20 protein-coding genes are annotated in these 24421 nt (G+C 40.8%); 11 read left to right on the top strand and 9 right to left on the bottom strand.

What is annotated here, in order from left to right:
• Nucleotides 1-33 precede the first annotated feature (33 nt).
• The 3 genes from VOI46_RS15005 to zapB all read right to left on the bottom strand — a co-directional run bounded on the left by VOI46_RS15005 (nucleotide 34) and on the right by zapB (nucleotide 1651).
• Nucleotides 34-1056, bottom strand: coding sequence for an MBL fold metallo-hydrolase (locus tag VOI46_RS15005; protein ID WP_004587641.1), 1023 nt, complete (start codon nucleotides 1054-1056; stop codon nucleotides 34-36).
• A gap of 62 nt (nucleotides 1057-1118) precedes the next feature.
• Nucleotides 1119-1421, bottom strand: coding sequence for a cell division protein ZapA (locus tag VOI46_RS15000; protein WP_004587640.1), 303 nt, complete (start codon nucleotides 1419-1421; stop codon nucleotides 1119-1121).
• Nucleotides 1421-1651: a cell division protein ZapB gene (zapB, locus tag VOI46_RS14995; RefSeq protein WP_004587639.1), complete on the bottom strand. Its 231-nt coding sequence runs from the start codon at nucleotides 1649-1651 to the stop codon at nucleotides 1421-1423. Before zapB ends, VOI46_RS15000 begins: the two co-directional genes overlap by 1 nt.
• 238 nt (nucleotides 1652-1889) lie before the next feature.
• On the opposite strand from zapB, the gene rlmJ reads away from it, so the two are divergent.
• Nucleotides 1890-2729: a 23S rRNA (adenine(2030)-N(6))-methyltransferase RlmJ gene (rlmJ, locus tag VOI46_RS14990; RefSeq protein ID WP_004587638.1), complete on the top strand. Its 840-nt coding sequence runs from the start codon at nucleotides 1890-1892 to the stop codon at nucleotides 2727-2729.
• Nucleotides 2730-2772: 43 nt separating this feature from the next.
• On the opposite strand, the gene VOI46_RS14985 is transcribed toward rlmJ, so the two are convergent.
• The 3 genes from VOI46_RS14985 to VOI46_RS14975 all read right to left on the bottom strand — a co-directional run bounded on the left by VOI46_RS14985 (nucleotide 2773) and on the right by VOI46_RS14975 (nucleotide 5100).
• On the bottom strand, nucleotides 2773-3588 hold the full coding sequence (locus VOI46_RS14985; RefSeq protein ID WP_004587637.1) for an META domain-containing protein: 816 nt from the start codon (nucleotides 3586-3588) through the stop codon (nucleotides 2773-2775).
• Between the two features lie 117 nt (nucleotides 3589-3705).
• Nucleotides 3706-4272 carry an alkylphosphonate utilization protein gene (locus VOI46_RS14980; protein WP_004587636.1) on the bottom strand — a complete coding sequence of 189 codons (567 nt, stop codon included), beginning with the start codon at nucleotides 4270-4272 and terminating at the stop codon, nucleotides 3706-3708.
• 69 nt (nucleotides 4273-4341) lie between these two features.
• Nucleotides 4342-5100, bottom strand: a complete 759-nt coding sequence (locus VOI46_RS14975; RefSeq protein ID WP_039972241.1) for a transporter substrate-binding domain-containing protein — start codon at nucleotides 5098-5100, stop codon at nucleotides 4342-4344.
• Between the two features lie 145 nt (nucleotides 5101-5245).
• On the opposite strand from VOI46_RS14975, the gene VOI46_RS14970 reads away from it, so the two are divergent.
• The 7 genes from VOI46_RS14970 to VOI46_RS14940 all read left to right on the top strand — a co-directional run bounded on the left by VOI46_RS14970 (nucleotide 5246) and on the right by VOI46_RS14940 (nucleotide 14542).
• The gene (locus VOI46_RS14970) at nucleotides 5246-6511 is read left to right on the top strand and encodes an EAL domain-containing protein (protein WP_004587634.1); all 1266 of its coding nucleotides are present in this window, start codon (nucleotides 5246-5248) and stop codon (nucleotides 6509-6511) included.
• Nucleotides 6512-6513: 2 nt separating this feature from the next.
• Nucleotides 6514-7122 carry a paraquat-inducible protein A gene (locus VOI46_RS14965; RefSeq protein WP_004587633.1) on the top strand — a complete coding sequence of 203 codons (609 nt, stop codon included), beginning with the start codon at nucleotides 6514-6516 and terminating at the stop codon, nucleotides 7120-7122.
• 63 nt (nucleotides 7123-7185) lie between these two features.
• Entirely contained in the window at nucleotides 7186-7551 is a 366-nt protein-coding gene (locus tag VOI46_RS14960) for a hypothetical protein (protein WP_282337671.1), read from the top strand.
• A 261-nt stretch (nucleotides 7552-7812) separates the two neighbouring features.
• Nucleotides 7813-9135 carry a TolC family protein gene (locus VOI46_RS14955; protein WP_004587631.1) on the top strand — a complete coding sequence of 441 codons (1323 nt, stop codon included), beginning with the start codon at nucleotides 7813-7815 and terminating at the stop codon, nucleotides 9133-9135.
• A gap of 4 nt (nucleotides 9136-9139) precedes the next feature.
• Nucleotides 9140-10675 (top strand): efflux RND transporter periplasmic adaptor subunit, encoded by a 1536-nt coding sequence (locus tag VOI46_RS14950; protein ID WP_004587630.1) that lies wholly within the window; start codon nucleotides 9140-9142, stop codon nucleotides 10673-10675.
• Nucleotides 10672-13794 carry an efflux RND transporter permease subunit gene (locus VOI46_RS14945; RefSeq protein ID WP_004587629.1) on the top strand — a complete coding sequence of 1041 codons (3123 nt, stop codon included), beginning with the start codon at nucleotides 10672-10674 and terminating at the stop codon, nucleotides 13792-13794. The genes VOI46_RS14950 and VOI46_RS14945 overlap by 4 nt, the downstream gene beginning before the upstream one ends.
• A 292-nt stretch (nucleotides 13795-14086) precedes the next feature.
• Complete coding sequence (locus VOI46_RS14940; RefSeq protein WP_004587628.1) at nucleotides 14087-14542, top strand: hypothetical protein; 456 nt, start codon at nucleotides 14087-14089, stop codon at nucleotides 14540-14542.
• Between the two features lie 194 nt (nucleotides 14543-14736).
• Here VOI46_RS14940 and ppx read toward each other — a convergent pair whose 3' ends face one another.
• The 3 genes from ppx to VOI46_RS14925 all read right to left on the bottom strand — a co-directional run bounded on the left by ppx (nucleotide 14737) and on the right by VOI46_RS14925 (nucleotide 18988).
• Nucleotides 14737-16224 carry an exopolyphosphatase gene (ppx, locus tag VOI46_RS14935; RefSeq protein ID WP_282337670.1) on the bottom strand — a complete coding sequence of 496 codons (1488 nt, stop codon included), beginning with the start codon at nucleotides 16222-16224 and terminating at the stop codon, nucleotides 14737-14739.
• Nucleotides 16217-18304, bottom strand: coding sequence for a polyphosphate kinase 1 (ppk1, locus tag VOI46_RS14930; RefSeq protein WP_004587626.1), 2088 nt, complete (start codon nucleotides 18302-18304; stop codon nucleotides 16217-16219). Before ppk1 ends, ppx begins: the two co-directional genes overlap by 8 nt.
• Nucleotides 18305-18481: 177 nt before the next feature.
• Nucleotides 18482-18988: an ACT domain-containing protein gene (locus tag VOI46_RS14925; protein ID WP_004587625.1), complete on the bottom strand. Its 507-nt coding sequence runs from the start codon at nucleotides 18986-18988 to the stop codon at nucleotides 18482-18484.
• Nucleotides 18989-19645: 657 nt separating this feature from the next.
• On the opposite strand from VOI46_RS14925, the gene VOI46_RS14920 reads away from it, so the two are divergent.
• Genes VOI46_RS14920 through pstB form a run of 3 tightly spaced genes read left to right on the top strand, consistent with a single transcriptional unit; the run spans nucleotide 19646 to nucleotide 24399 of the window.
• Entirely contained in the window at nucleotides 19646-21880 is a 2235-nt protein-coding gene (locus VOI46_RS14920; RefSeq protein ID WP_039972240.1) for an ABC transporter permease subunit, read from the top strand.
• Nucleotides 21881-21895: 15 nt separating this feature from the next.
• On the top strand, nucleotides 21896-23545 hold the full coding sequence (gene pstA, locus VOI46_RS14915; RefSeq protein ID WP_004587623.1) for a phosphate ABC transporter permease PstA: 1650 nt from the start codon (nucleotides 21896-21898) through the stop codon (nucleotides 23543-23545).
• A gap of 26 nt (nucleotides 23546-23571) precedes the next feature.
• Entirely contained in the window at nucleotides 23572-24399 is an 828-nt protein-coding gene (gene pstB, locus VOI46_RS14910; protein ID WP_004587622.1) for a phosphate ABC transporter ATP-binding protein PstB, read from the top strand.
• The last annotated feature ends 22 nt before the right edge of the window (nucleotides 24400-24421 follow it).

Genomic DNA, 24421 nt, shown 5'->3' with positions numbered 1-24421 from the left:
CATCTCTTATCTACAATCCTTTATTTTATAACACTACTGCGCGTGCTCAATTAACTGGGCGCGCTTAAGCCCAGCCTGTAAAAATAACTGGCTCGACTTTGTATTTAACGCTTCTTGTTTATATGGTGCTAAAACATCCGCAGGGAAACTCTCAGTAAGTTGCTCAAGCGTTTGTTTTTTATTGTTTTTCACATGAGTTATTAAATTTGTTAAAAACATTAAAGGCTGCTTAAGTTGCGCTTTTTCAAGCGTCCCGTTGTGGCCGGGAAGTATTGTACGCAAATTAGGCTGATTAATATAGCGTTTGAGCAAGGCTTGCCAATTTTGTAACTGGCCGTGGCCTGGGTAGGGTAGCCAGTCAACAATATCGCCGCCTATTAGCAGCGTGCCATTATTGGTGCTAAGTGTTAAATCGCCGTTTGTGTGGGCTTTTTCGGGCGTTATTTGTACCGCAAAGTTACCTAAATCAATACTTTGTTGCTCGCTGATTACGGTGCTAGGTGATTTTAAGTGATATTTTTTCCAACGTAAAAAACGTTGTTTAGCTAAAGAGAGCTTTTCGCGCCACTGTGTTTGCTGTTGCTCGGGCAATGTGGCTAAGCGCTGATAGCTCAGCTCTATACTTTTTTCATAGCCTGCTAACTTATCATCATAAGCCTGTTGGTATGTGGCAAAATTATCGGCTACCTGTTGATGCACTATTAGCTGCGCTTTTGGGAAAGCGTTTTGTAATACGGCCATGCCGAGTAAATGGTCGTCATGAAAGTGAGTCGCAACTAAATAACAGAGCGGGGTTTTAAGGTGTTTTTTTAATTGTTTTGCCAGTGCTTCAACGGCTGCAAAGTTTCCGCTTGCATCTACCATGAGTGCGCATTGCTCGCCCTCTATGAGCACTTGGTTGGAATCGTAAAAACGTAGCTTATCTTGTTGTTTTAAAAATTGTACATTTTCGTTTATTTGCTGCCAAGTAACCGCTGCCTTACTAGAGTGAGAAAATAGGCTAAGGGTAATAAAAAGGGCGGGGATTACAGTTACTAAAAGGGGTTTTAATGTCATTGTGTGTCTCTGCGCAGCATTTATTTACCCTCATAATAAACAAAAAGCGCACGGGGCGCTTTTTATTTTTTTATTGGGTCACTCGCCAAGCATTGGCTGAGTTTATCAATGAGTTGATCTTGTTGCTGTTGCTCTACACTGGCATGCGTTTTAGCTTCTAGCAACTCATGGCTAAGTGTAAGTGCTGCTAAAAGTATCGCCTGTTGTTCGTTGCGAACTGATGAGCGTTGCTTTGTTTGCTCAACCAAGTCATTTAAATTTTGTGCTGCTGCTATTAATGCATCTTCTTGCCCAACCGGGCATGCAAACTGCTGCTCTTTACCTAGCAACTCAACTGTGACCCGCTGGTTTTGCAGCTCAGACATTAGTTTGCCTGTTGTGCGCTTTGTAATTTATCAAGTAAGCCTGTTAACGTAGAGCTGGCATCTTTTTGCTTTTCTTCGTTTTCAAGGGCTTCTAGTTGTAAAATTTCGTTTTCGTCGCTTAGTTTTGCGTTTTGCTCTTTTAAGCTAGCAACATCTGTTTGTAATTGGTTGTTGCGCTCGATAAGCGAGTCAATCAGTTGTTCGAGTTGTTGAAGAGTTGTGTTGTTCATAAAGGCGCTCATATAACTGTAATTAATGTCATGCAAATGTAAAGCAAAGTGTGTTGTTTTGCCAGCATTTACGGTGGTTTTAGCACAATTTTATTGTTTATTAAGTGATAATTCAGGGTGGCGGCTTTTTTGTTCATAAATGGTTCACTTAACTGCTCGCTAAGCGGTGTATAGGTTGCCAAAATACAGAGCTTATGGTTCACTGCCGATATTAAATTGCGTATAGCGAAAATTAACAATGCTTAGTTACAGACACTCTTTTCATGCAGGTAACCCTGCCGATGTGCTTAAACATTTAGTACTTGCACAGGTACTTCAATATCAAACCATTAAAGATAAACCCCTCGATTATATTGATACCCACTCAGGTGCGGGATTTTTTGAGTTAAGTTCATCTGATGCCCAAAAAACACAAGAATACAAAGAGGGCATTGCTAAGCTTTGGCAACATAGCAGTGAGCACGAGGCGCTAAACGATTATATTGCATTAATTAAATCGTTTAATGATGGGGACGAACTGGCGTTTTACCCCGGTTCGCCAAAAATTGCTGAGCATTACTTACGCCGTCAAGACAAAGGCTGGTTTTTTGAATTACACCCGCGCGATTTACAGTTACTTGAGCAAAACATGCAAGGTAAGCGCTCTATTCGCGTACGTGGCGAAAACGGTTTTGCCGGATTAATAGGGTTACTTCCGCCAGCTTCGCGCCGTGCATGTGTGCTTATTGACCCGCCTTATGAGATAAAAGACGATTACGAAACTGTTGTAAGCACACTAGTTAAGGCGCACCAGCGCTTTGCTACCGGCACATATATGATTTGGTATCCCGTTGTTGATAGAGAGCGAATCAATACGATGGAGCAAGGGTTGATTGAGTCGGGAATGCGTAATATTCAATTATTTGAGTTAGGCACGCAAGCGGATACTGACGTACACGGTATGACGGCATCAGGCATGATTGTTATTAACCCACCGTGGAAATTAAAACAAACTATGGACAGCATATTACCTGAGTTAGTTGAACTTTTAAGTGAGCCTAGCGGGTTTTATAGAAGCGAGCAGTTAGTCGACGAATAACTGCCTGCCATTATGTAAAGTAAAAGCCCAGCTGGGCTTTTATTTAATTAAAATAAACCGCATTAAAGGTGGCAAGCGTATTGCCACTGCTATCTTTTAATTCTAAAGACTCGCCTTCTATAGCCCACTTTTGCGTGTTATTGAGCATGTTTAACATAGCCGCTTCTTGCTCCATGCTTTGTGAGCACATTTTTTTTGTACTTGCCAATTGGCTAAACGAAATTGAATGTTGCTCTGTGCTATAGCTGCCACTGACGTTATTACACCCTAAAAAGCCGTTAACGCGGTTATCTTTATCAAATTGTATAAATGGCTCTTTTGTTCTTACACTGACTGTTTGCGCATTAATTGTAACGGCTTTCCAGTATGTATTTATAAGGGTAACATCGCTTTTAGGTGAGGCGACTTTTTCAAGCTCAATTTCGTGAAGAATCCCCGAGTTTGCATTTTTAAAAGGGTCGTACTGCATTGTGCTGGTATAAAGAACCTTGTCTTTATTAATGATTCTAGCGGTGAGGTTATAGCGGTGTTTGTCAACAATGTTGTTGTCATCATAAGCTAGCTCCACGGTATACGGCGGTGCTTTATTTATATCAATTACTTGTTGCGTAATTATTTCGGCTTTTACATCTGCTTTTGACACATCAGATAGCGTTACAATTAGTTGTGAGCCAGGGCGTGGCATACTGCGATCTTTATAGCTCACTTGCGTGGTTAAACCCATAACGCTTTTTTCTTGTACTGTGGATTGTGATTCGTTAGCTGGTTTTTCACAACCCGCTAATGTGAGTGTACTCAGGGCTAATAAACCTAAGCCAGTAAATGTACGTTTTTGAAACCTAAATTGCTGCTTTGCCATGCTTGCGCTCCTTATTCCTATATTGCTGGTAAGTGTAGGGGGGAGGAGCTTAATCATGGCTTAATTTTTTTAGCCACAAAAAAAGGCGCTAATGCGCCTTAATATAATGCTTTAACGCTATTTTTTTACAAACTTTGTTAAAATAACAATACGTTGGCCATCTACTCGCCCTTCAATATGTTCAGGGTTATTTGTTAAGCCTATATTGCGTACTGCTGTGCCGCGTTTGGCGGTCAAGCTACTACCTTTAACGTCTAAGTCTTTAATTAAAGTAACCGTATCGCCAGCTTGTAGCACTACGCCGTTACTGTCTACGTGTTTTATATCGTCATCTTCAGCAAGGGCTTTTTTGGCCCAAGCAAGGGTGTCTTCTTCTAGGTAAATCATATCTAGCGCATCTTGTGCCCAGCCATTATCAACAGCTAAGCGCGTTAGCATTCTGTAAGCCACTACTTGTACGGCAGGTGTTTGGCTCCACATGCTGTCGTTTAAACAGTGCCAATGTGTTGGGGTAAGCTCGCTGTTGTTTTCTATTTGATCTTTACAGGTTTGGCAGGTGTAAATGCATTTGTCTGAATGGGTTTCGGTAACAGGAGGCACTTCGTAAACAGATAAGTGTTCGGTTGCGCTGCATAATTCACACTGGTTATTACTGCGCTCGATTAAGGCTTTTTCAATACTCATAAGGCGTTCTTATATAGGAAGAGGTTTACATTTGGCCGTATTATACCCTAGCAAAGGTGGGCGGCGATACTAATCCCTTAAATTTTGTGCGGATATTGGGTTAATGTATTTATCTTCAATGCGTTTTATGTAACCACTGCTATGTAAGTGTGCAAGTGCTTGGTTAATTTTAGGCAGTAACGCTTTGTGTTTAGCAAGTAAACGCACTCTTAAATAACCATGCGAATGCTGGGCGCCAAACTCAGTATTAATATTTAATTGTTTAGACCAATATGCTGCGGTATGAATACCCATAATAGCAACATCAATACGCGCTTTAGATAATGCAATCATTAGCTCTTTTTCAGAGGGAAAATCGACGCGGTTAAATTTTGCATCATCATGGTAGTAGTAGCCAAGTACTGTACCAACCTCTTTAGAGTATAAACTTTGCTTAGTTTGATACTGCGCGACGTTATCAGGCAGTGCGACAATCATTTCGGTTGCGGGGATCAGCGGCTCTGAAAAAATATAGTAAGGGTTATCTCGCTCGCTTTGCGCTAACCATTTCAGAGTGATTATATCAAAATCAATTATGCCGTTTTCTAAGTATTTGGTAATTCGCTTAGTGGGGAGCTCAACGTGATTGGCGGTAATATTTGCTTGCGCCATTAAAGCGGTGATTATTTCTGGCAAAATGCCGGGTTTTTCTGGGTTGCCGGTGTAAAAAGGGTAGTGACTACCTGACGCACTGACATTGTAATTTAGTTCTGGCTGGTTTTGTTGGGCATGAGCAAGCGTAGCAAGATGCAAAATAAATAAGGATAAAAACAACTTTAAAAAATACAAATAAGTAACCTTTGCTAAACTTTTAACCTTGAGTGTTATGTAATTTAACTCCGCTTGCAATGATCCTAGAATCTTCATAGCAGTTGAATTACAGTGTATAACCTAATTGTAATAAACAGTGCCAAATTAGATAGGTTTTTATTAAGTGAATCCCACAAATATTTTTCAGAACGGACAAAAGCTAACACAGTTTGTTGCAAGGCAACCTATTTTTGATGCGCAGCAGAATGTGTTTGCTTATGAGCTGCTTTATCGCGATTCAGCCCATAACGCATTTCCTGTGGGAACATCTGATGAGCAAGCAACTAGCCGTTTGTTTTTTAATACACTGATGATGCTAGGGCCAGACAAACTTACAGCGCATCATTTAGCGTTTATTAACCTTTCTTCAGCCACTATTTTAGAAAACTTTCCTAAATTGTTAGTACCACAAAATTGTGTGTTAGAAATCGTTGAGCGTACGAACAAAATAGCTGAGGTAACTCAGCGCGTGAAAGCGCTCAAGCAAGAGGGATACAAGTTTGCCTTAGATGATTACGATGGCGACGATAAATGGGCGCCATTACTTGCGCATGTAGATTACATCAAAATTGAAATGGACGATGTAATAATTAAAACCAATATGCGCATAAAAAAAATTAAACGCGCTAATCCGCATGCAAAAATTATTGTTGAGCGCATAGAAACTCATGCGCAATTTCACTCGTTAAAACAAGCCGGTTGCGATTTATTTCAGGGTTACTTTTTTGCCCGCCCAGAGATGATCACTTACAAAGATGTGGAGCCGGGTAAGGTGATTGTGTTTGATTTACTGCGCTTTACGGCAAAAGAATCTTTATGCTTTGATGAAATACAAAAACAAGTAGCCAGAGATGTGGCAATTACAGCGCGAGTATTGAAATTAGCGAATGTCCGCTCGGGCAGTACTAAATTAACCATTACCTCTATTTCGCAAGCGGTTGTGTATTTAGGAGAGGACAGCATAAGGCAACTGGTACGCGTGCTGGCGCTGAGCGAATTAGGCGCCGATAAACCCTCAGAACTCACAAAACTTGCCTTAACCAGAGCGCAGTTTATTGCGCTATTGCTAGGGCAAAACCACGCAGAAATGGTTGGTCAGGGCTACTTGGTTGGGTTGTTTTCTGTGATGGATGCAATTTTAGATACAAACCTTGAAGCAATTGTTAAAGAGTTTTCGCTAGATGAAAGTATTGCCCAGGCATTATTAAACAATGAGGGCATCTTAGGGCAAAGCCTTGCGCTTATTAGGGCGTTTGAACTAGATGAAATGGATAAAATAGCGGTGTTAATGCCGGCAATAAACAGTGATTTGCATATAGGTCATATTTTTAATTATGTTCTTGATGCACTGTTGTATAGTGACGAAATTATAGAGGCTATTGCAGAATAAGTATGCGTAATTGGTTATCTATTTTAAGTATTGTGGTTGCATTAGGGCTGTTATTTCCTGGTGTTACCAAACCTGTATTATCGATTGAGGGCAACATTGATAAATCGCAACTCGCCAAAGCAGGTATAGAAATGCTGGCTGAGGAAGGCGATGGCCGTACTCGCAGTATGTTAATGATGTTCTCTAGTATGTTGGGACTTGATAAATTAGAGGGTGAAATAAACGCGTATAGCAAAACACAAAGTATTTGGGGAACCGTAAACGAGCTAGCTAATAATAATAATTTATTTGTAGCGGCGTTAGTTGGGTTGTTCTCTATTGTGATCCCAAGCTTAAAATTACTGCTGCAATTACTGTATTGCTGCTTGTCGCCCAGCAGATTTAAAAATAAGTTAGCTGTGGTTATTTGCGCACTGAGCAAGTGGAGCATGGTGGATGTGTTTGTTATTGCGTTAATAGTGACTTATTTGGCAGGCAATGCACATGGGCAAAGTAGCGATTTACTAATTATGCATAGCACTTTTGGTGAGGGATTTTGGTATTTTAGTGCTTATTGTATTTTTGCTATTTTAGCGAGTAGCTTAATTAAACCGCCTAAAAAAGAAAATTAATTATTTGAGTTAGCTTAATAACTCAAATATTATTACTGGGTAATTTACTTAATAGGTTTTGTTTTGCAGCGTTTTTACTCAAATTTACTCGTTGTTGTGATGCTACTCACGTTTGTGGGGCAAGCCGTTGCGTCTGTAAATCAGCAGTGCGAAATGCCACACATGAGCCTATCAGCAAAGCATGCCACAAATGTAATGAGCGAGAGTAAATTGCATACAGGTATGATGGAGATGGATTGCTGCAGTGATGAAGCAGATGTTCAAAATGATTGTCATTGCCCCATAAATGGCTGTGGAAGCAGCTCTATTTTAACGTCCCCGGCCTTATTTACTGCTTTTTCGTTATCGAGTGAAAAAGTTACCCAGCTTAATAGCGGTATTTCCTCCCCCCCTAGTAATACTTTATATCGCCCTCCTATGTTTGCTTAAACGCAGGATAGGTGTGATACCAATCGACTTGATTATTTAGTCATTTAGCGTGCCAAATAAAGCGTTAACAGCGTTATAAACCCTCATGTAGAACACCTACATGCCGATATTTATGCCTTGTAATCACTCTATTTAACTGTCGCTATAAATAACGACTAATTTAACACCATAGGTATGAGTGAAATTTAGCTATATTCGCTTAAAGCGCCTGTTCTGCTTATTAATTTAAGATTTTATTTTTAATTTTAGATGGAGCAGGCAATGACCCGCACTGTAATCTTTAAAGCTGTATTATTGAGCGCCACCTTATTTGGTGCTGTATTTAATAGTGATGCCATAGCAAAAGCATCAACCCTTAATTTAACGGATGCCATAAACCTAGCGCTCAATAACGAGCCGTGGCTGAGCGCCAGTGAGCAAAAGCAAGCCGCCGCCACAGCGCAAAGTATTGCTGCAGGTACTCTACCAGACCCCGTATTAAGCATAGGTTTGCAAAGTGTACCCGTAGATGGCTTTGCGTTTGATCAAGAAAACATGACGCAGTTAAAACTGGGTATAAGCCAAAGCTTTAGCCGTGGCAATAGTCTGGCACTTAGCCAACAAGCAATAAAAGAAGAAGCACTTGAGCACCCGTGGCTTAGGGCGCAGCGAAAGGCGCAAGTAAAAGCTAGGGTAATGGAGCTGTGGTTAAATGCCTACAGAGCACAGCAAAGTATTGCGTTAATTGAACAAGATAAAGCATTGTTTAGCCAGTTAATTGAAGTTACCGAAGCCAGTTACTCCAGTAGTTTAGGTAAAACCCGTCAGCAAGATATTATTCGCTCACAATTGGAGCTCACACGGCTTGAAGATAAACTGATTGTATTAGCGCAGCAGCTAGATGCCGCTAAACAAGGGCTAGCCCAGTGGTTACCACAGAGCATATTACACCAACCATTAAGCCTAACTTTTACAGCGCCAGCCCCGCTTACCCAATTTAATAGCTTAGACTTTGATGAGCTCATTAAGTTACTTATGGCGCATCCTTCTATGGTGGCTATAGATCAACGTATAGCCGCTAAACGCACACAAGTGAGCCTTGCTAAACAAAGTTATAAACCACAACTTGGCGTAAATATGGGTTATGGCTACCGTGCTGATAACAAAGCTGGTGAATCTAGTGCTGATTTGCTTTCGGTGGGGGTGAGTATTGATTTACCTTTATTTACCGACAACAGGCAAGATCAGCAAGTTAATGCGGCTATTGCTAATGCAGAGGCCATTAAAACCGACAAACGCGTGGCGCTACAAAGCTTAAAAGGACAGTACTTTAAAGAGGTTAGTCAGCTTGAGCGAATTGAGCAGCGCAATACGCTTTATCAAAACACATTATTACCGCAAATGTCGCAGCAAGCTCAGGCTACTTTAAACGCGTATACCCGTGACGATGGCGACTTTTCTGATGTTATGCGCGCGCGTATTAGTGAGCTAAACGCCAAAATAGATGCCCTTAATATTCAAATAGACAAACACATAATTATTGCTCGCTTAAATTATTACGCAGCCAGTTTAGACTCGCTAGTAATGGCTGAGTTACAAGGATAAAACAATGAAAACTAACTTAAAATACCTTGTAGCGCTGCTTATTGGTGCCGCGTTAATGTTTATTACTAATCGTTGGTTGATTGATGACACTGAGCACTTAGCCACAACCGCTAATAATAAAAAAGCGAAGCCGCTGTATTGGGTTGCTCCCATGGACAGTAACTATAGGCGCGATGAACCAGGGCTATCACCGATGGGGATGGAGTTGGTGCCTGTATATGCAAACGCTGAAAACGACAGCCCAGGTACTATAAAAATATCCCCTGAAGTGGTTAATAACTTAGGCGTTAAAACCAGTAAAGTGCAAGTTAAAACACTGCAAAGTGATATTCAAACAATCGGTTATGTGCAATACAATCAAGATCAGTTAACCCATATTCACCCTCGCGTAGAAGGGTGGATAGAAACTTTATTTGTAAAAGCGCAAGGAGAGCCCGTTAGTGTTGGTGAGCCACTTTACACACTTTACTCTCCTCAACTTGTGAACGCACAAGAAGAATTTTTACTCGCAGTAAATAGAAAAAACAGCGTATTGCTCCGAGCTGCTAAGGCGCGTTTAGCGTCGCTAAATGTGTCTGATGGCTTTATTAAGCGCTTAGAAAAAAATAAAAAAGTGATGCAAAACATTACATTTTACGCGCGCCAAAGTGGGGTGCTTGATGAGCTTAATATACGTGAAGGTTTTTATGTTAAGCCTGGCACCTCAATGATGAGCATCGCTAAATTAGATCAAGTATGGGTAGAGGCAGAAGTATTTGAGCGCCAAGCAGCTTTAGTGAGCAAAGGGCTTCCCGTTACAATGACCCTTGATTACATTCAAGGTAAGCAGTGGCAGGGCGTAGTAGATTACATTTACCCAGCACTGAATGCTCAAAATCGCACTTTACGTGTAAGGCTGCGTTTTGAAAATACCGCAGGGCTACTTAAGCCTAATATGTTTGCCCAAGTAAGTATTCACACACACAGTGACTCACCGCAATTAGTTATACCTAAGCAAGCGCTTATTCGTACAGGCGCACAAAACCGAGTAGTACTTGCCCTAGGCAATGGGCGTTTTAAATCGGTGGCGGTAAAAGTAGGGCAAATTAGCCACCATGAGGTGGCTATTCTATCGGGCATTACCAAAGAAGACCGTGTTGTGACTGCTGCGCAGTTTTTAATAGACTCTGAATCGAGTAAAGACTCGGACTTTAAGCGTATGAGCGCACCAAGCACTCACGCCATGAGCGACATGCCTAACATGGAGATGGACAAGGCTGAAGCGGTTCAAACAGCCACTGTAATGGGGACCATAAATAATATAAACGCAGCGCAGCGGGTTATTAATATTAGTAGAGAGGCTATTGCTAAATGGAACAGAGGCCCTGCTACTATGGACTTTATACTTGCTAAAGAGCTTGATATTAGTGCGCTTTCACCTAATCAGCAGGTTCATTTTACGTTTAGCATTATTGAGGGCGAATTTGTAATAAGCAAAATTGCTGAGCACCCTACTGATGAAGGCGCAGCTCATCATTCAATGCATGGGGAGTCATTATGATAGCTGCTGTTATTCGCTGGTCGGTTGTTAATCGTTTTCTGGTCTTGTTACTGAGCATTATTGTATTTGGCGCGGGTATTTACAGTGTTAAACAGACACCCGTTGATGCGCTTCCGGATTTATCGGACGTACAGGTAATTGTTAAAACCAGCTACCCAGGCCAAGCACCCCAAGTAGTGCAAGACCAAGTTACCTTCCCGCTCACCACGGCAATGCTGTCTGTGCCCGGCGCTAAAACGGTGCGCGGCTTTTCGTTTTTTGGCGACTCGTATGTGTATATTATTTTTGATGAAAATACCGATATTTACTGGGCCCGAAGCCGCGTACAAGAGTATTTAAGTCAGGTAGAAAGCCGCTTGCCGGCAAGTGCAAAGGCACAACTTGGGCCCGATGCCACAGGAGTGGGGTGGGTTTATTTATATGCGTTAGTCGATAAAACAAATCAGCTCAATATTAGCCAGCTTCGTAGCTTGCAAGATTGGTTTTTAAAATTTGAACTGCAAAGCGTTGAAGGTGTATCTGAGGTAGCCGCTGTAGGTGGCATGATAAAGCAATACCAAGTGGTTGTAGACCCCGTTAAGTTACGTGCTTATGGCCTTCCTCTTAGTTTGATACAAACTGCAATTAGCCAAGGTAATCAAGAAACTGGCGCCTCAGTAATCGAAATGGCTGAAGCCGAATACATGGTAACCAGCACAGGTTATATTAAAAGTGTCGCCGACTTAGAAGCCATTCCATTAGGAGTTAACGCCCAAGGGAGTGCATTACAATTACGAGATGTAGCGGATGTACGCTTAGGTCCTCAAATGCGACGAGGCATTGCAGAGCTAAATGGCGAAGGTGAGGTTGCGGGTGGCATTGTGGTGATGCGTTATGGCGAAAACGCCCAAGAAACGATTTCTCGGGTAAAAGCAAAACTTGAGTCTTTAAAACAAGGGTTACCCGAAGGGGTTGAAATAATTCCGGTTTACGATCGCTCCACGTTAATAAAAAGCGCGGTTGATAACCTAAGTAGTAAATTGTTTGAAGAGCTCATTATTGTAGCCTTAGTGTGCGTGGTATTTTTATTTCATGTGCGCTCATCGCTGGTGGCTATTATTACCTTGCCTATGGGTATATTAATGGCTTTTATTGTGATGTATTGGCAAGGCGTAAACGCTAATATCATGTCGTTAGGCGGGATTGCAATTGCTATTGGCGCTATGACAGATGGTGCTATCGTAATGATAGAAAACATGCATAAACACATGGAAAAAACGCCACTGACCAAGCAAAACCGCTGGCAAATAGTGACTAAATCGGCCACAGAGGTAGGCCCAGCGTTATTTTTTAGCTTGCTCATTATTACTGTAAGTTTTATGCCTGTATTTATTTTAGAGGCGCAAGAAGGGCGCATGTTTACCCCGCTTGCTTATACCAAAACGTATGCAATGGCAGCCTCTGCCGGTTTAGCTATAACCTTAGTACCGGTGTTAATGGGCTACTTTATTCGGGGTAAGGTCATTTCTGAGCATAAAAATCCTGTTAATAGAGCCTTGGTTGCAGGGTATAAACCGCTGTTAGCCACCGTACTTAAATTTCCAAAAAGTACGTTATTTATTGCATTTATAGTGACGGTTATAGGCTTTTATCCGGTAAATAAAATAGGCAGTGAGTTTATTCCTTTGCTAGATGAAGGCGACTTAATGTATATGCCAACAACTTACCCAGGGCTCTCTATTGGTGAAGCTCGAAAAATTTTACAGCAAACAGACAAGCTCATAGCCTTTGTGCCTGAAGTAAAAACTGTATTTGGTAAAATAGGGCGCGCCGATACCGCAACCGACCCCGCACCGCTGACAATGATTGAAACCTTTATTCAATTTAAGCCCAAATCACAGTGGCGAGAGGGCATGACGAAGCAAAAAATTAAAGCAGAGCTGGAAAGCTTAGTTGCATTACCGGGCCTTACAAATGCGTGGGTTATGCCAATAAAAACGCGAATTGATATGCTTGCCACCGGTATTAAAACGCCTGTAGGTATTAAAATTGCGGGCCCAAGCTTGTTAGAAATTCAAAACATTGGGCAGCAAATTGAGCAATTGTTAAAAGATGTGCCCGGCACAGTCTCAGTGTATTCAGAGCGTGTAGCCACAGGGCGTTATATTAAAGTGGATATAAACCGCGAAAAAGCAGCACGGTATAATCTAAATATAGCCGACATACAACAGGTTGTAGCCACTGCAATTGGCGGCTCAAACGTGACTGAGACAATTGAAGGGCAACAGCGTTACCCGGTAAATTTACGCTATCCGCAGAGCTTTCGTGCTTCGCCTGAAGATTTAAAATTATTACCTATTATTACACCATCAGGCCAACATATTGCACTTGGTGATGTTGCTAATGTATTTATTGAAGATGGCCCTACCGGCATTAAAAGCGAAAATGCGCGTTTAAATGGGTGGAGCTTAATTGATATTAAAGGTAGTGATATTGGCAGCTATGTAGCACAAGCTCAGCAAGTACTTGGCGATAACCTACAATTACCCGCTGGTTATTCAATTACTTGGGCAGGGCAGTACGAATACATGCAACGCGCAAAAGCAAAGCTTACTTATGTGATCCCGCTTACACTCGCGATTATTGTAATACTGCTATACCTTAATTTTAAATGCCTAAGCGAAGTACTTATTATTATTGCCACCCTTCCTTTGGCTATGGTGGGCGGCATTTGGCTGATGTACTTTGAAGCGTTTAACTTTTCGGTGGCAGTGGGTGTAGGGTTTATTGCATTGGCCGGTGTTGCCGTAGAAATAGGCGTCATAATGCTTGTATATTTAAACCAAGCTTATACAGAGCAACGCCAGCAGTGCGAGCAAACTGGAACTGCATTTAACTTACAAGCGTTACAACACGCTATTATGCAAGGTGCAGGGCTAAGAGTGCGCCCCGTAATGATGACGGTAGCTACCATTATTGCTGGCTTATTACCCGTTTTATACGGCACCGGCACCGGTAGCGAAGTAATGAGCAGAATAGCAGCGCCGATGGTAGGCGGGATGCTAAGCGCAATTATACTTACGTTATTGGTTATACCTGCGGTGTATTTACTGTGGAAAAAGCAGCATATTAGTCAATAGGTGTTGTTCTTTGTGAGTTAAAACTTGCTGAATGAAGGGGCGGTTAAATCGCGGCGCACGATTTGTACCCTTGTGAGCTTGATAGCTGCTCCTATTTCAGCCGGCTCTAATAGCACACTGTGGGCAATACCCGTTTTATTGCCCTATAAAAATTACCCGTATTTTGTAACTTGTACCAAATAACCCGCCTAGCTGTTGTTTTTTATTTTTAATGCATTGTTTTTAATTGAGTTTATATTGGCACGGTTTACGCAACCTATACCTTATACAGTCAACTTAGTAAGGAATGCACATGCAAGTTAAAACAATTAAAGAAGTGTACGATTGGACCGTTTTATTTCACACACAAATGGCGGCAAATTTTTACAGCGTTAAGGAGTTACTTGATGAACGTAACGCGATGCTAGTGGACTATTATTTAGATTATGAAAAAAAGTTAGCTGAAGACTTAGTTGGCTTTAAAGCAATTACAGAGATCAACACTTTAGATACTTACAGCTACGAATACTTTGCAGACAACCCCGAGTTAATTACATTTAACGATATTAGCAAAGACCAAGAATTTGATGAAAAGGTGATTCAAAACTACCTCTCTGAGCAGCACAAAAAAGTAATCGAACTTTACGAGTACTTATTAGAGCGCGCTGAGACAGAAAACGGTAAAGAAAAGCTCGAGCAAATTTTAGAGCTTGAAAAGCAAGGCGTTAAGCAAATGATGCAAAGCTCAAACCGACATATGGATATGTAAACCTGATAAAATAACTCGGTTGTTATCTTTATCGGTAAAGCTTCAATACGCCCTTGGGTTTACCCGAGGGCGCTTTATTATGTGTGCTTTACATGGGGCGTAAGTAAAGCAGCAAGCTCACTTTAAAAAGCGCGTGTCGCAATTACATTACTTTAGAACAAAAAATGTCACGGGCTTTTAATAGCCTTATAAAATTAAACGCACTCAAACTGAATCCCTGCTTTTTTAAGATAGAGCTGCTCTTGCTCTAGGTCTGCTTGTAGCAATGTATGCTCTTGCAAATAGCTGTTACTAAACTTAATAAATAACCCTAAGTTGCTTGCGCTTATTTCCATATCCGGCTTTAAGCTCACTTGGCGCTTTTGATTAAATAAAATGGCCAAGCGTAAAATAACAATCAGTTTAAGCACGTGCTTTTGAGAAATGGTTAAAAACTCTGGCAGCTCTGTCAGTTTAATTTTTTTACGATAAAAGCGTATAAGTGAGCTTAAAATAAGTTGCTCTTGCTGCGTAAAACCGGGTAATTGACTATACGCCACTATATAAGCGCTGTGTTTGTTAATCCCCGATGAGTTAATTGATAAACCAATTTCGTGTAATTTTGCTGCCCAAGTTAACAAAGCAATATCGTCGTTATTATCTAAATGCCATACATTTTTTAACTGTTTATAGAGCCAGATGGCCGTATCAGCAACACGCGCTGCATGCGCTTTATCAGCAGTGTAGCGCTCACTTAAGTTATTAATGGTGTTTGAGCGAATATCTTTATGGGCCAGCTTTTGCTGCATTTCGTGCAGCAACCCTTCGCGCAAAGAAAAATCGCTGTAGGTCAGCTCTTTAATGGCAAACTCTGTAAATATCGCAATTAAAATTGCTAAGCCACCGCATATGCTTTGTTGGCGCTCGGGTGTAAGCCCTGCAATAGCTAAGTTATCAATATGTTTAGCACTAATAAACTGTTGTTTTAACGCGAGTAAATCGTCGTAAGTAATGTTAGGTTGTTGCGGGTTTGTGGCGCTTATCATCGCTAAGATTGACTTTATAGTGCCCGAGGTGCCAATTACTGATTGCCAATTTTCGCTTACATAATTAGAAAAAATGGCTTCAAGCTCCTGCTCGGCTCTTATTTGCGCTTTGTTAAAGCGTTTGGCCGTTATTTTTCCATCGCTAAAAAACTGCTTTGTAAAGCTAACGCAGCCCATATTACGGCTAGATAAAAGCTTATGCTTAAAATGTTTACCTATTATAAGTTCGGTACTGCCACCGCCAATATCGATCACTAAACGGTTTTCTTCATTATGAACATAATGCGCAACGCCCTGATAAATAAGGCGTGCTTCTTCTTGACCTGCAATTACATCAATATGAAAAGGAAACACAGCGCTAGCTTGGGCTAAAAAGGCGTTAATATTTTTAGCGCGCCTAAAAGTGTAAGTGGCAGCTACCTTTACATTACTTGCGGGGAACTCATGTAAGGTTTTAGCAAATTGCTTTAGTACCACGAGGGCGCGGTCTATTGCAGCTTGGCTTAAGCGAAATTTATCATCTAGTCCATCGGCTAAATAAACGCGTTGTTTTTCTTTGTGCAAAATTTGCAAAGTGCCGTTTACTTCTCGGGCAACCACTAAATGAAAGCTGTTGGAGCCTAAATCAACTGCGGCTATTGAAGGGTGATCATTCATTATAATAAGTGTGTTCCCATTTTTTTAGATAATCGTAAATTGCTATCTGAGAGCGAATTTTTTTACGGTTACCCCTTCTTACATAAGCGTTTTTTTGCTCGCTATCAATAATGCGTGCTTTGGTACGGTCTTTAAATTGTAGCTCTAATATATCAACTATAAGGCGTTTTAACTTAACATCCAAAATAGGAACACCTACTTCAACACGATGATCTAGGTTACGTGTCATCCAATCAGCAGAAGATATAAATACTTTTTCATCGCCATTGTTACCAAATACCATTACGCGAGGATGCTCTAAAAAGCGATCAACAATACTAATTACCTTAATATTATCGCTAAGTTTAGGCACGCCAGGGATGAGCGAGCACATGCCACGTACAATAATTCTAATTTTAACGCCGATTTGACCAGCTAGGTAAAGCCTGTCTACCAGCTCTTTATCGACGAGGTTATTTATTTTTACCGTTATTTTGCCTGGTTTGTTGTTTTTAACATGGTCAATTTCGTTATTGATTAAATTAAGCAGCGTTTCACGGGCATTAATTGGCGAAAGCATTAAGTAGTCAAATTTGAACGGTTTATAACTGCTTTCTATAAATCTAAATACGCTGTCGCTTTCTTCACAAATACCAGTGTGGCGAGTAAATAGGCTAAAGTCAGTGTAAATTTTGGCTGTTTTTTCATGGAAATTACCTGTGCCAATATGAGCATATTTTACTATTTGGCCTTTTTCTTTACGGTGCACCACACATAATTTGCTGTGCACTTTTAGTGCGGGTATACCAAAAATTACTTTAATACCTGCACTGCTTAGCACCTTTGCCCATTCAATATTATTTTGCTCGTCAAAACGTGCTTTTAGCTCAACCATAACGGTCACTAATTTACCGTTTTGAGCGGCATTAATTAACGATGAAATCAGCCTAGATTTGCTCGCTACACGATAAATATTAACCTTTATTTGCGTAACTTTTGGGTCGAAGGCCGCTTGGCGCACATATTCAAGCACATGATTAAAAGTGTGGTAGGGGTAATACAGTAAAATATCTTGCTCGCTAATAGCGTCAAATACACTGGCATGTTTATTAAACGCACTACTTTGCAAGGCTGGGAGGGGTTTGTTTTCTAAATATTGGCGCCCTACATTAGGAAACGATATAAAGTCTCTAAAATTACGATAACGCCCCCCGGGGATTAACGCATCATGATGCGTGACACCGAGGCGCTTTTTCATCACTTTTAGCATGTTTTCAGGCATGGCTTGATCGTAAACCAACCTTACTGGCTCAGCATAAATACGTTGTTTTAACCCTTTGGACATTTTATCAAGTAAGCCAGCCTCTAGCTCGTCGTCTAGGTTGTACTCTGCATCGCGAGTTAATTTTATTGCATAACCGGCAATGCTTTTATAAGAAAAAAAGCTACTAAATACATCGTTTAAAAAGTAAGTGATGACATCATCAAGCATTACAATGGTTTTATGACGGCGGGTTTTTTCTGGAGGCAGGTTTATAAAGCGATCAACCCTGTCGGTGGGTACTTCAAGCATTGCGTAATAACTTTTTTCATCACTCATCTCTACAAATAAGTAGGTCATGGTGTCGTTTATATAGGTAGAGAAGTCTTTGTTCTCGTTTAGCAAAATAGGAGAGGTATGTTGCAGAACGTGATCATGAAAGTAATTTTTTAACCAGTTTAAATGAAACTCACTGAGCTCATCAGGGCGACTAACATGAATGTTATGATGGTTTAAGTCGGTTAATACCTGCTGATGTATGTGGTTAAATTTTTTACCTAACTGGAGTACTTTTTTTTGTATCTCACTAAGCAGTATTTCGTCTTCTTCAAAATTAGCATCGGGGAGTTTATTTAATAAAATTCGGCGCTTTACATCAGCAACGCGTACTCTAAAAAATTCATCTAAATTATTAGAGAAAATGCCCAAAAAACGCATGCGCTCAATAATCGGATTGTTTTTATCTTTAGCCTCTTGTAGTACACGCTCGTTGAATGACAGCCAGCTTAATTCTTTTGCAAAATATTCAGTTGTTTGAGGGGGTTCTATATGGGCATTCATATCTATTCCGTTATCAGGATATGTTTCAAATTTAATTTGGGGCTGTGCGTGCGCTTATGAGGTTTAAATGTAAAAAGCGATAAAAGTAGTAATAATCAGCCCTTTTTACTCAAACATACGCCAGTTAGATGACATAAAAATGACTACCATGTCATTTTTATGTCAACGGCGTTTGGGCTATGCCTCTTCAATATCTACAATTAAATCACTGGTAATCGATTCAAGTGCATCAATAACTTCTTCTTTATTCATACCACTGGGTAAGGTGACAGTCGCTACGGCACTAAAAATAGGCACTCCCCAATTTGGCGCACTTTGTTGCCTTGAGTTTAAGTGAGTAATGCTAGCGCCTTTGTGGCGTATTACACTTGCCAGCTCCTGCACAATGCCCGGGCGGTCATTGCCAGTAATGACAAAATTTATTTGTTCTTTGCTACTTGGCTCTACTTCTGTGTTGCCAGTTTCAATCCGCACGTCGAGTTTAGGTAAGGCATTTAATTCGTTTTGCAATGCTTCAAAGTGCTCTTGCGCTACTTCTACCTGAATAATACCGGCAAAGTGGCCTAGTAAGTGGCTTAAATTACTGCTCAGCCAGTTACCCTTGTTTTGCAAGATAACCGATGAAATACTTTCTACTAATCCGGGCCGGTCTTGCCCTAAAATGGTGATTACCAACTGCTTCATAAATAGCTCTCTCTAAGCCTGAAAATGTAAATGCGTAGGCATTAAGTGTTTATAACGTTTCTATCATTGTAGTGGGTAATATAAACGCATAAAAACTAATTGTTTATTATTACTTATTTGTGTCTTTATCGTTGAGTTTTTTTAACTTTAGCGCTGCGGTCTGGTTTCGTTATACATAGATTTAGTATTGTCTGCGTTAAATTGTTTGTCCAATAAAAGCACAAATTAGTTCCTTCAAGAACATAAATACACTCTGAATTTATTAACAATTTTATAGCATTTTTGATAATAAGTGTCATTTATGAACCATAACATTTACTTTTTTAATGTTTTGAGCGCTATGTACTTTATTTAACCATAAAAGTGTTAACAACTGATGCGCCATAAAAGCATAAATTTAGTCATCTCCAGCAGGGCAGTAAAACGCGTTATTAAATAGCTAAATAGGCACTAATTTAGGGCGTTTATATTAAATATTTCCCCTTTTTTGTATCGATTTATGTTGTGGCATATCAGTGAGTAACAATTAAGCAAGCGCTGTCATTAGAAAAAAGGACTGATTTTAAAGCGTTTAGGCGGGTATTTATTACATCTGTAACATTACTGTCATCTTGATGAAATATAATTTGCGCAACGACAGAATTAAAGGGTGTTTTGATGACTTCCAATCCGAATAAGCCGACTTTAAATACGGATCGAAGCCGTCTATTTAAAGACCGGTTTGCAAAGTGGGGTATTTCCGCAGGCGGAGTAATGGTATTAATAGCATTGTTATTAATATTCTTTTACCTTCTTTATGTAGTACAACCAATTTTTGAATCAGCAAAAGTAGAAAAACGTAACAGTTTTAACGTTGCTAATGCTGAACAAATTGTGGGCTTAGGTGTTGAGGAGCAAACTGAGGTTGCTTTTTTACTCTCTCAGCAAGGAAAGGTAGATTTTTATAGTGTGCAAGATGGCAGCTTTGGTAAAAAGCTTAAAACATTAAGCGCCGAGCTACCTAGTGATGCATCAAGCTTTGCAAACAGTGCGCCGTTTCAGGGGCATTATGCGTTTGGTTTAGAAAATGGCTCAGTGGTGCTGGTAGCACCTAAGTTTTTAGTTACTTTTCCTAACAACGAAAGAAAGCTAACGCCACGTTTAGATTATCCACTTGGCAAAATGGCATTAGAAGTTGACGAGCAAGGTGCTGCCATTAAGCGTTTTGCATTTAGTCATTACGAAGATAAAACAGCCGTGGTTGCTTTAACCGAAGACAAACGCGTTTTATTTAGCAGCTTTGTTGCTGAAGAAAACATGTTTACCGGTGAAGTAGAATGGGTAGTTGAGCGCACTGAGCTTAATATTGAAGGCCGTGTTGATGAGCTTCTAATTTCGCCAGACACCACCCGCACATTTGTACGTTCGGCAAATCAAATTTATGTTTACGATACACGCTACCCAAGCGAAGTAGAGCAAATTCAACTGCTTTCGGCTAACGAAGAAAGTGCTAACTTAGTGTCTGCGCAGCTACTTGCTGGTGCTAACTCACTCATGCTTGCAAACGATAACGGTGAAGTATCGCAGTGGTTTGAAGTAAATACAGACAGCGGCCGTGAGTATCAAAAAATTCGCTCGTTTGAAACAACTAAACAAAGCAAGCTGAACATTTTTACCGAGTTTTATCGTCGAACTTTCTTCACTACAAGCAGTAATGGTGAGCTAGGTGTGTATTACACCACAAGTGAGGCAAAACTTTGGCAAGGTAAAGTAAGTGATGGCGAGATTAAAAACTTTGCTATAGCTCCGCGCTCAAATGCCGCCCTTATTTTAGCCGATAACCAACTAACCGTATTAGAAATTCATAATGAGCACCCAGAGGTTACCTGGTCTGCACTATGGCAAGAAGTGTGGTACGAAGGTTACCCTGAGCCTGGTTATATTTGGCAATCTACATCAGCAAGTGATGACTTTGAGTCTAAATTTTCTTTGGTTCCTATTTCGTTTGGTACGTTGAAAGCAGCGCTTTACGCCATGCTATTTGCAGTACCCATTGCGCTTTCTGCCGCTATTTACACCGCTTACTTTATGTCGAGCGAGCTGCGTAAAGTGGTAAAGCCAACGGTAGAAATTATGGAAGCCCTCCCGACTGTAATATTAGGCTTTTTAGCAGGCCTGTGGTTAGCGCCACTTATAGAAGAGCACCTACCAGCTATTGTCGGCTTATTGATTTTATTACCGTTAGGTGTGCTAGCAACAGCACTAGGTTGGACTAAGTTACCAGCGAGTATTCGCCATAAAATCCCTGAAGGGTCGCACTCTATTTTACTTATTCCGGTTGTATTATTTATAGGCTGGGTATCGTTTGCAATGAGCGAAACAGTAGAGCTTTGGATGTTTGACGGCAATGTACGTCAATACCTAACCAATGAGCTTGGTATGACGTTTGACCAACGTAACTCTTTAGTGGTGGGGATTGCGATGGGCTTTGCCGTTATTCCTACTATATTCTCGATTGCAGAAGATGCCGTATTTAGTGTTCCTAAACACTTATCAAATGGCTCACTAGCACTTGGTGCTACGCAGTGGCAAACGCTAGTACGTGTTGTACTACTTACAGCAAGCCCAGGTATTTTCTCTGCTGTAATGATGGGACTTGGCCGTGCAGTAGGCGAAACCATGATTGTATTAATGGCAACAGGTAATACGCCAATTATGGATTGGAGTATTTTCCAAGGTATGCGTACGCTTGCAGCAAACATTGCGGTAGAAATGCCTGAATCAGAAGTAGGCAGCTCGCACTATAGAATATTATTCTTAGCAGCATTTGTACTATTCATATTCACCTTTATTTTCAACACAGTGGCTGAGTTTGTTCGTCAGCAACTGCGTGAAAAATACAGCTCAATGTAAGTGGAGAGACACGACATGGTAAAGCAGTGGTTTAAGTCTGGTTCTCCTTGGATTTGGATGACAGGTGGTGCGGTAAGCATCAGCTTAATTTCAGTTCTCGGTTTATTAGCAATGATAGCTTGGAAGGGATTAAGCTTTTTCTGGCCATCAGAGGTAGTTCAATTTGAGCTAGAAGGGTCTATTTCAAAACAAACCATAATTGGTGAAGTTTACGACCGAGAACTTGTGCCTACAGCGCGTTTAGCTGCAACAGGTATTGATGTATCAGATTTTAATAAAGACGAAGTTGAGCGTTTACTTATAAAAACAGGTAACCGCGAATATGTAGATTTAGATTTTCGTTGGATATTAGAAACCGATATTACTGAGCAAAGTACACCGGCTACGCTTGCTGTATTTGAGCGCAGTAAAAACGGTAACTTTTATGGCTACATAGAAGGTGTAATTAAAGATGGAAAGCCGGTTACTGGCGATAAAATCGAAACCTTACATGAGCTAGTAGAGCGTGCGGTTGATTTAAACGACGAAGCGCTTGATTTACAAAATGGCGACATCGGTCATATCAACTACGAATTAGAGCGTCTTCGCTTACAAGAAAAAGCGTACCTACTTGATGACGAACTAACCGATGAGCGTGTTGCTGAGCTTGCTCAAGCACGTGCCGAGTTACGTAACGAATACGCAGTACTTGAAAAAGAGTTATTTGCACTGCGTAAAAAAGCCAAACGTGACCAAGTTTTAGTTAAGGACATGCGTGGTGAAGTAGTCACCATTCCACTGTATCAAGTGCTTGATGTTTGGTTGCCTAACGACATGGGCTTTTTCTCAAAATTAGGTCATTACTTTGTGCAACTGGGTAAGTTTGTATCAGACGACCCACGTGAAGCAAACACCGAAGGCGGCGTATTCCCTGCTATATTCGGTACAGTATTTATGGTAATGCTAATGGCCGTTATTGTGACCCCATTTGGTGTTGTAGCTGCAATTTACTTACATGAATACGCAGCTAAAAATGCAGTAACTAAGATGATTCGTATTGCGGTAATTAACCTTGCCGGTGTACCGTCTATTGTTTACGGTGTATTTGGCTTAGGCTTTTTTGTTTACATGTTAGGTGGTAGCCTCGACCAACTGTTTTACCCAGAAGCTGCGCCTACGCCAGTATTTGGCACGCCGGGTGTTATGTGGTCTGCGCTTACATTAGCTATTCTTACATTACCGGTTGTTATTGTATCAACCGAGGAAGGTTTATCGCGTATTCCTAGTACAGTGCGTGATGGTTCATTAGCGCTTGGTGCAACCAAAGTAGAAACCTTGTGGCGTATTATTATTCCTATGGCAAGCCCAGCAATTATGACAGGTTTAATACTTGCTGTTGCTCGAGCGGCCGGTGAAGTTGCGCCGTTAATGCTCGTAGGTGTTGTAAAAATGGCCCCTACGTTACCACTTGATGGCAACTTCCCTTATTTTCACTTAGATAGAAAGTTCATGCACTTAGGCTTTCATATTTATGATGTGGGCTTTCAAAGCCCGAATGTTGAAGCGGCACGCCCGCTGGTATACGCAACGGCCTTCTTATTAGTGTCGGTGATTATTACCCTCAACATAACAGCGATAGGAATACGTAACCATTTACGTGAAAAATTCAGATCGCTTGAACACTAATTAGTAAAGAATTATAGGTAACAAACATGATTACAGTCGCTCCACAAGTAAACCAAGCTAACAAAAGCTTGAAGTTAGACTTAGAAAACTTAACTGATGACCAAAAAGCGTTAGAGATTAAGGACCTTGATCTTTACTATGGTGAAAAGCAAGCGCTTAGCAAAGTAAATATGAATATCCCGAAAGGCCAAGTTACGGCGTTTATCGGTCCATCGGGTTGTGGTAAATCAACGCTATTGCGTTGTATTAACCGCATGAATGATTTAGTTGATGTGTGTCGTATTGAAGGTGAAATATTACTTCACGGCCAAAACATTTACGATAAAAGTGTAGATGTAGCCGCGCTTCGTCGTAACGTGGGTATGGTGTTTCAGCGTCCTAACCCATTTCCTAAATCAATTTATGAAAATGTGGTTTATGGCCTACGCTTACAAGGTATTAAAGAAAAGCGTAAGCTAGATGAAGTGGTAGAACAATCACTTCGCGGTGCGGCTTTATGGGATGAAGTAAAAGACAGATTACACGATAGCGCATTTGGCCTATCGGGTGGTCAGCAACAGCGTTTAGTTATTGCCCGTTCAATTGCGATTGAGCCTGAAGTACTATTACTTGATGAACCAACATCGGCACTTGATCCAATTTCTACTTTGGTTATTGAAGAGCTAATTAACGATTTAAAGAACAAATTTACCGTTGTTATTGTGACACATAACATGCAACAAGCAGCACGTGTATCTGATCAAACGGCCTTTATGTACATGGGCGAGTTGATTGAATACTCAGACACAAATACCTTATTTACAACGCCAAGCAAAAAGAAAACGGAAGACTACATTACAGGCCGTTACGGCTAGTCATATACGTTTTAGTGTTGTA

This window comes from Pseudoalteromonas sp. CuT4-3, from assembly GCF_035666335.1.
Lineage (GTDB): Bacteria > Pseudomonadota > Gammaproteobacteria > Enterobacterales > Alteromonadaceae > Pseudoalteromonas > Pseudoalteromonas atlantica.
Note: the sequence above shows the minus strand (reverse complement) of the source record. Positions and strands in the feature narration are given on the sequence as shown.